The organism is Thermosynechococcus sp. Uc (assembly GCF_029335995.1).
Lineage (GTDB): Bacteria > Cyanobacteriota > Cyanobacteriia > Thermosynechococcales > Thermosynechococcaceae > Thermosynechococcus.
Genome location: NZ_JARJMS020000101.1, coordinates 1 through 5,065 on the forward strand (window position 1 = coordinate 1; position 5,065 = coordinate 5,065).

A 5,065-nucleotide genomic window follows, 5' to 3' on the forward strand; every position below is an offset into this window, starting at 1 on the left:
CGTGATCAACACCTGGGCTGACATCATCAACCGTGCCAACTTGGGAATAGAAGTGATGCATGAGCGCAACGCTCACAACTTCCCCCTTGACTTGGCCAGTGCTGAGTCTGCTCCTGTGGCCATGATTGCTCCGAGCATCAATGGCTAATTCTCAGGGCAACTCTAACTAGCGTTCTAGTTAAGGGAACCGCCTCTTTATAGAGGCGGTCTTTTTTTATGATGGTCAAAGGCTAGAGACTATATTAATGAATGGTTGGACATACCTTTTGGCAGTAGCAGCGCCTCTTGTGGTTCAAGCAGTAACACCAGCGCCAGAGATCATCACGCGGGCGATCGCGATCGCTGCCGAGCAGTTTGGTGAGGAACCGGATCAAATTAGTGTAGTTCAAGTTCAGCCCAAGGTTTGGTCTGATGCCTGTTTGGGCTTGGGAGGATTGCGGGTTGATTGTGCCGAGCGTTTGACTCCTGGCTGGGAAATTACCTTGACAAACCCCAACGCCCCCTATCCCCAAGAGTGGGTCTATCGCACCAATCAAAGTGGTTCCCTCATTCTCTGGGATGCCGCTGGGAGTCGGATGATTGGCATCCTGATTCAACGACCTCAACTTCTGAGTCCAGAAGCGTTGCCGCCTCCCCTTCCTGAGGGTGTGAGTTTTCGCGTTATTCGGCAGAGCGCTCCCTTTGGGAACCGCCTACCCTCAGTGACAACGACCCTGCTTTACGAGGACGGTCGGATCGTCCAGCAAACAACAACTGCGCGGGGGGAAACCCTCAGCCGCACACTGCGCACAGTGACCACTGCTCAAGTCAGCCAGTTTAATCAACTGTTGAGCGATCGCCGGTTTGACCGCTTCAATGGCTTTGATTTTGTACCGACACCCTTAGAGCAACCTGTGCCTATTAATCTCGTCTCTACCCCCACCGCAACGGTGCGTTTTGCTGAAGCCAATGAATACCGCCTTGCCTCTGACTTAGTTGCCGTTTTGCAGGCATGGGAGCTATTGGTTGCTAGGGGTCAGCTTCCTAAACCTAAACCTTAGTTAAATTAATCACAGGGGTGTATTGCCAAAAGGCTCTACTTAAAATAAGAGGCTAACTTCATCCCAGCGGCCTGACGGAGCAATTTTCTTCAGTTCGTCCACAGATTTAAACTTTTTACATTGTTGATTTTGCTGGGTGATGACTTGAGCTTCTTCAAGTATCAATCCCGGAACCCTCTTAGTAAGATTCTCAGCGTTTTTGTAGGTGTTGATTGCCACACGCTGCTGTGATTTAGTAACAGGCTGTTGTAACTCGCTCAAGTTTCTTTTGAGTTCATTTAATTCCCAATTAATTTTTTGGAGCTGTCCTACAATAGACTGAATTTGCTCATTTAAGCTTTTCTGAAGTTCATTCAACAGTTTTACAACCAGTTGAGAGTCTTCGTTAACTAAGTTGTCTCTCTCCGATTTTTGTGCATAAGAATTACCATCTTTGGAACTTGTTTGCAAAATAGACTTTAATCTTTCTTGAAAGGCCGGAATCTCTTTATCCTCTAGTTCAATCCTGGATGCCCACAATTGATTGATGCCCAATTCACGGGCAAATTCAACCACCTCTTTACCAAAAACAACCTCATACTCTGTGTCGCCTTCTAATGTGGTCACCGGACGAATGATGAGGGGTGTGAGGTTAGTTTTATACTGTTTCAAATACTCATGAATAAGGTGAGGCGAAGTGGAGCATAAGTCCTCTGGATAATTTTCTGGTATTTTCAGGTAATCAATATGAATTTGACCCTGATTTGCACGATGGGGTCTGAGATGTTTTGAGATGAGATTTGAGTGACTCATATTCTTATAGTGACTGACTAGAAAGATAGCGAGCTAAATTTTCAAATGAAGTTATTAAATAATCAATTGATTCTCTGTCTGCTCTACTTAATTTTTCATAAAGTGCTCTACTGAATATCGGTTGCTGAAACTCTGTGGCACGCAACATCACCACTAGATTGGCAATCCATGTTGATTCGGGTAAGATTGGCACTGCGTGTCCTGTATGAGCTGTTTTTTCAACAATCTTCAACAACTTCTGCTTCATTTCATAGTTGGCTGCGGATGTTTTGCGGTTATACATATTCACAGCAATTCCAAGGGGCCGAGGTGGAGTTTCCATTGCATTACTGATGGCCTCAAGGCGAGCTAAAACATACTCTATTGCCCGTATAGGGTAGGGGGCAAGTTGGCTAGGTATCAGTACTCCATCAGAAGCCATTAAAGCAATGGCATTAACCTTACCAAAGGCGGGGGGCGGATCAATGAGCACGATATCGTAGCCATGATCTTTGAGCTTTCGTTTCAACACCCGATCAACATCAATTGTTCCAACAAGTTCGGGTTCTTTATCAGCTAGGCGAATGTGGGCAGGAACAATATCAAGGCGCAGGTTGCCCCACTCTCTTTGATAGACCACATCTTGTAAACTCACTTTTGGCTCTAGCAATAGGTCAACAATATCCTTCCTGCCTTGTTCTTCTACATCTACAAGGGGGTCAATACCGGCGCCAACCGTTAGATTTGACTGTGGGTCAATATCAATCAGGAGAACGCGCTTTCCCATACTAGCAAAAGCGGCACCCAAGTTCAGGGTCAGGGTTGTCTTACCAACCCCCCCCTTGTGATTGAAGACGGTAATGATCATGGATGACTCCTTAAAATTAGAAGCTTTAGAACTAACTGAGAGGCTAGAAAAATTCTTTGCAAGTCCTTTTTCAAAACGACGATAGATTTCTAGCTGTCGATGGGTTAAAGCAGCCACCAAAGCAGACGCTGTGGAGCGGTGCAAAATTTTAGACAGTCTCTGAAGAGTTTCTTTGTCAAGCAGACCTGAAGCGCATCTTACCTGTTGAAGCGGTGCCTTGAGAGGATTTTGATAGAACAATTGGTACTCTCGTCCGTTGGTGAGTAAGCCAAAAACTGCATGGGCAGCTTCCATATATCTGCGCAGTTGCTGGCTTCCTGTCAGTGGCGATTTTGACGGAGTTTTTACCTCGATGATCAGATAGTTCAGGGGGCGATCGCCCACTCTTGGTAATGTCACCAGAAAATCTGGGTACCCCTCTTTGAGCCGAGGCTTTGCTTGATACTCAGAAGACTGATAGCCCCACCGCTCCAGCAACGGCAGGATAACCCTATCTTCAGTATTTGCTTCATTATCCATAGGAAGCTCTAGTGCAGGAAGCAGCCTCTGAAGTACAAGTATAACTATACTTGACAATAACAAGTAATTTAATTCTTTAACAAATATTTGTAAAATCTTTGTAACAGAATAAACGGAAGATGATTTTTCCTTGAGAAAAGAGCTGTTGCACAATGGCAATAGATACTCACAAGAGCAATAGATATTTGAGAGCGCCCATCTTATTTCCCGCAGTCTATTAGAGCGGTTACAACGAACTGATCAAGAACTAAGCCATGCAGTCGAGAAGAAGGAGGGTCTTGTACTGCCGTCTAGTTATATCCCTGTGGCATAGGCTGAGAGCGTGGCTTCCTTAGAGCCTCCGCTGAAGTAGTATCATGAAAGCAACTGCAGGCTCACTGGCGTCACTAACTTAGGAGCAGCAATCAATGGATGGCTTTTGGGAAAATGTCCTGCGCTACCAACGCTACTTTGTTACCGTCTTATTAGGAGTAGTGTGGAATGTCATCGAACCATTGGTGCCCCTGTTTAAGCGTCCCCTGAGCGCGATCGCTCTTATTAGCTTAATGGCAGGGCTGCTGACGTTTGTAGCTCTTACGTTACGAGCAATGCTGGGTTTAACTGCTGTATAAGGTGGCATGATGGTCTCTTCCCTACCCATCAAAGCACAAATTGATCTAATTTTGCTGAGTCTCGAAGCTGTGGCGCAGGTGGGTTCGGCAGAGATATTGACATTGGCAGAAGCAATGGGTTTCAAAGCCTATCTGCCCAATCGTGTAGGGCTGTGGCGACTGCGGCAATTGAGTCCCCTGCGGCGAGGTCGCACTGGAGGGCGCAAATTGGATATGGATGAAGCCCGTGCCCTAGCTTTGATCTGTACCCGTTTAGCGCAGCAGCATCGGCAGACCATCCGCGCTGCCATTGAACGCTGGCAACAGCAGACCAGCCAAGGTTGCCCCCCTCATTTAGATCCGCTTCTTAGGGATTACATTCACCGCTTCACTAGCTTGTATCAAGAGCGAATAGCCAACAACAGTAGCGATGGTACTGGATTGGCACAACTGGCTTTAGATTTACTTGTAGATTTACTCTTTTCCAGTACGCCCCAAGGGGCACGTCGTCTCTGGGTTACCCTCCTAGAACGCACTACTCCCGTGACCCCCTCCCTCTCCTTGGTGGAACCTGAACCAGTACCTACACCAGCGCCTGAATTGCCCATCCTGTTTCCCCATTCCGATGTCTAATGAGTACCACCCTCAGCTATTCTCAGCTCACCTGCCAACTGGATGTTGCTGCTGAGTTTTTGCCCTTCACTCAGAAGCTACACCGTGCACCGGTGCGATCGCTCCACTTTACACTGGCTGTCGGAGAAAAACTAAGATTTGAGGGCAACGATCGCCAGCTCTATCAACTGAAAACGTTGGTCAACGAATATATTGAGAGTTTTCTCAGTCATCACCAAACACCGACAGCAGTTGCCAGAGAGGGCTTTGTTTTGCAGTCGCGATCGCCCCTCGAACATGAATTGCATCTACCCGATGGGCGGGTGATTCTGCTGCAATTGACCGAGTTATACGATTTAGTGACCGTTCTCGATGACTGGTCTGCCGTCATGGAGCCCTTGCCAGAACTAGTGGAACGCGCCCAATCGAGCCTTGCTCAAATGCCAATCTGGATTAAAAGTGCGGCGGTGGCTGTGGGCGTGGTTGCTGCCTTCACCCTTGTTACTCAACGCTGGCTAATGCCACCAGCTTCGATGGTTGTCACTTCTCCTAGGGAATCCAACCCGTTCCCCCTAGTGATGCCATCCCCTTTGCCAGAATCTACGGAAACCCCGCAACTGGCTCCTCCGCCTCCTCCCCCGAAAGCATCTACCCTTGTACCGCTG

The 5,065-nt window shown here is 47.5% G+C and carries 6 protein-coding genes and 1 pseudogene; 5 read left to right on the plus strand and 2 right to left on the minus strand.

From position 1 onward, the window contains the following. Nucleotides 1–148: pseudogene (locus P3X23_RS11325) on the plus strand (photosystem II q(b) protein); the annotation flags it as partial. Nucleotides 149–245: 97 nt separating this feature from the next. Then, nucleotides 246–1,040, plus strand: a complete 795-nt coding sequence (locus P3X23_RS11330; protein WP_300876827.1) for a hypothetical protein — start codon at nt 246–248, stop codon at nt 1,038–1,040. A 39-nt stretch (nt 1,041–1,079) separates the two neighbouring features. Here P3X23_RS11330 and P3X23_RS11335 read toward each other — a convergent pair whose 3' ends face one another. Together P3X23_RS11335 and P3X23_RS11340 are read right to left on the minus strand one after the other, a co-directional pair. Further along, on the minus strand, nt 1,080–1,832 hold the full coding sequence (locus P3X23_RS11335) for a hypothetical protein (RefSeq protein WP_300876830.1): 753 nt from the start codon (nt 1,830–1,832) through the stop codon (nt 1,080–1,082). Nucleotides 1,833–1,836: 4 nt separating this feature from the next. After that, nucleotides 1,837–3,198, minus strand: a complete 1,362-nt coding sequence (locus P3X23_RS11340) for an AAA family ATPase (RefSeq protein ID WP_300876832.1) — start codon at nt 3,196–3,198, stop codon at nt 1,837–1,839. A 407-nt stretch (nt 3,199–3,605) separates the two neighbouring features. Here P3X23_RS11340 and P3X23_RS11345 point away from each other — a divergent pair, with 407 nt between their 5' ends. The 3 genes from P3X23_RS11345 to P3X23_RS11355 form a co-directional block, all read left to right on the plus strand. Beyond that, a complete protein-coding gene (locus tag P3X23_RS11345; RefSeq protein ID WP_300876834.1) occupies nt 3,606–3,809 on the plus strand; it encodes a DUF751 family protein in 204 nt (67 codons plus the stop codon). Between the two features lie 6 nt (nt 3,810–3,815). Continuing rightward, nucleotides 3,816–4,421, plus strand: a complete 606-nt coding sequence (locus P3X23_RS11350) for a DUF3038 domain-containing protein (RefSeq protein WP_300876836.1) — start codon at nt 3,816–3,818, stop codon at nt 4,419–4,421. After that, nucleotides 4,421–5,065: DUF4335 domain-containing protein (locus P3X23_RS11355; RefSeq protein ID WP_300876838.1), on the plus strand; the 645-nt coding region annotated here is incomplete at its 3' end. The genes P3X23_RS11350 and P3X23_RS11355, both read left to right, overlap by 1 nt.

Excerpts from the sequence above, each read along its gene's own strand:
- P3X23_RS11345 (WP_300876834.1), top strand. The coding sequence starts at position 3,606 with ATGGATGGCTTTTGGGAAAATGTCCTGCGCTACCAACGCTACTTTGTT.
- P3X23_RS11350 (WP_300876836.1), top strand. The coding sequence starts at position 3,816 with ATGATGGTCTCTTCCCTACCCATCAAAGCACAAATTGATCTAATTTTG.
- P3X23_RS11340 (WP_300876832.1), bottom strand. The coding sequence starts at position 3,198 with ATGGATAATGAAGCAAATACTGAAGATAGGGTTATCCTGCCGTTGCTG.
- P3X23_RS11335 (WP_300876830.1), bottom strand. The coding sequence starts at position 1,832 with ATGAGTCACTCAAATCTCATCTCAAAACATCTCAGACCCCATCGTGCA.
- P3X23_RS11330 (WP_300876827.1), top strand. The coding sequence starts at position 246 with ATGAATGGTTGGACATACCTTTTGGCAGTAGCAGCGCCTCTTGTGGTT.